This is a genomic window from Spirillospora sp. NPDC046719, from assembly GCF_040645715.1.
Lineage (GTDB): Bacteria > Actinomycetota > Actinomycetes > Streptosporangiales > Streptosporangiaceae > Spirillospora.
This window is the reverse complement of the sequence record NZ_JBEYYT010000948.1, coordinates 1-1058: the sequence shown is the minus strand read 5'-3', so window position 1 is coordinate 1058 and position 1058 is coordinate 1. Positions and strand designations below refer to the sequence as shown.

The 1058-nt window shown below is 74.1% G+C and carries 1 protein-coding gene; it reads right to left on the bottom strand.

Annotated elements, in window-relative coordinates; genetic code table 11:
- On the bottom strand, nt 1–939 hold a 939-nt coding region (locus ABZ914_RS51780), incomplete at its 3' end, for a condensation domain-containing protein (RefSeq protein ID WP_500201872.1).
- Between the last annotated feature and the right edge of the window lie 119 nt (nt 940–1058).

Genomic DNA, 1058 nt, shown 5'->3' with positions numbered 1-1058 from the left:
CAACGGCACCGCGCGGAACGGGTACACCTCGCGCAGCCGGGCCCGGACGGTGTGCGCGTGTGCGCGGACCGTCCCGCCGGCCGGGTCGGCGGTGACGGGCAGTTCGTTGACGAACAGTCCGATCCGGTCGGCCTGGTCGGGGGTACGGGTGGAGAGCGCCACCCCGACCGGGGTGTCCCGGTTGCCGTAGCGGGCGAGCAGCGCGTGCAGCACCGCGAGGAGCAGTTCGAAGCGGGTCACCCCGAGCGACCGCGCGGCCCGGTCGACGCCGTCGACCAGATCGCTGGGCAGGTCGACGGGGACGGCGACACCGGGCTCCGCGCCGGTGGGCAGCCGCCGCAGGCCGGGCAGGACCACCTCACCGAGCCCGGACCAGTGCCGCCGCCAGTGGTCGCGGGCGGCGGGCAGGTCGACGGCGACGCGTTGCTGTTCGGCGGTGGCGAGGCCGGCGTACTCGTCGGGTCGGGGCCCGGGGTCCACGGTGGCACCGCCACGGGCGGCGGCGTACGCGGCGGCCAGGTCCCGGAGCAGGATGTCCTTCGACATGCCGTCGAAGACCAGATGGTGTGCGGTGACGAGCAGCAGGTGCGTGTCGTCGGCGTCGGTGAGCAGGGTGAACCGGGCCAGTGGTCCGGTCGTCAGGTCGTACGTCCGGGCGATCTCCTCGGTCACCCGGGCGTCGGTCAGTTCCGCGAAGCCGACCGTCGGACGGGTGTCGGCCGGTGCCAGGCGCGGGGTGCCGTCGTCGTCGCCGACGATCCTGGCCGCGAGGATCGGATGCCGGTCGGTCACCGAGGCGCAGGCCGCGACGAGGGCCCGACGGTCGAGTCCGGCGGCGAACCGTACGCCGATCGCCATGTGGTAGGCCGTGCCGGCGACCCCGGCCCGCTCGGTGAACCAGACGGCGTGCTGTGCGGAGGTCGCCTCGGCGGTGCCCACATGTGCTCCCTGGGTTGTGCTGGTGGTGGTCAGTTCTCGAAGAGGTCGGTGAGCTGCCGCTTGAGCACCTTGCCGCCCTCGTTGCGGGGCAGCTCGTCGAGGAGCAGGAGCCGGGCGGG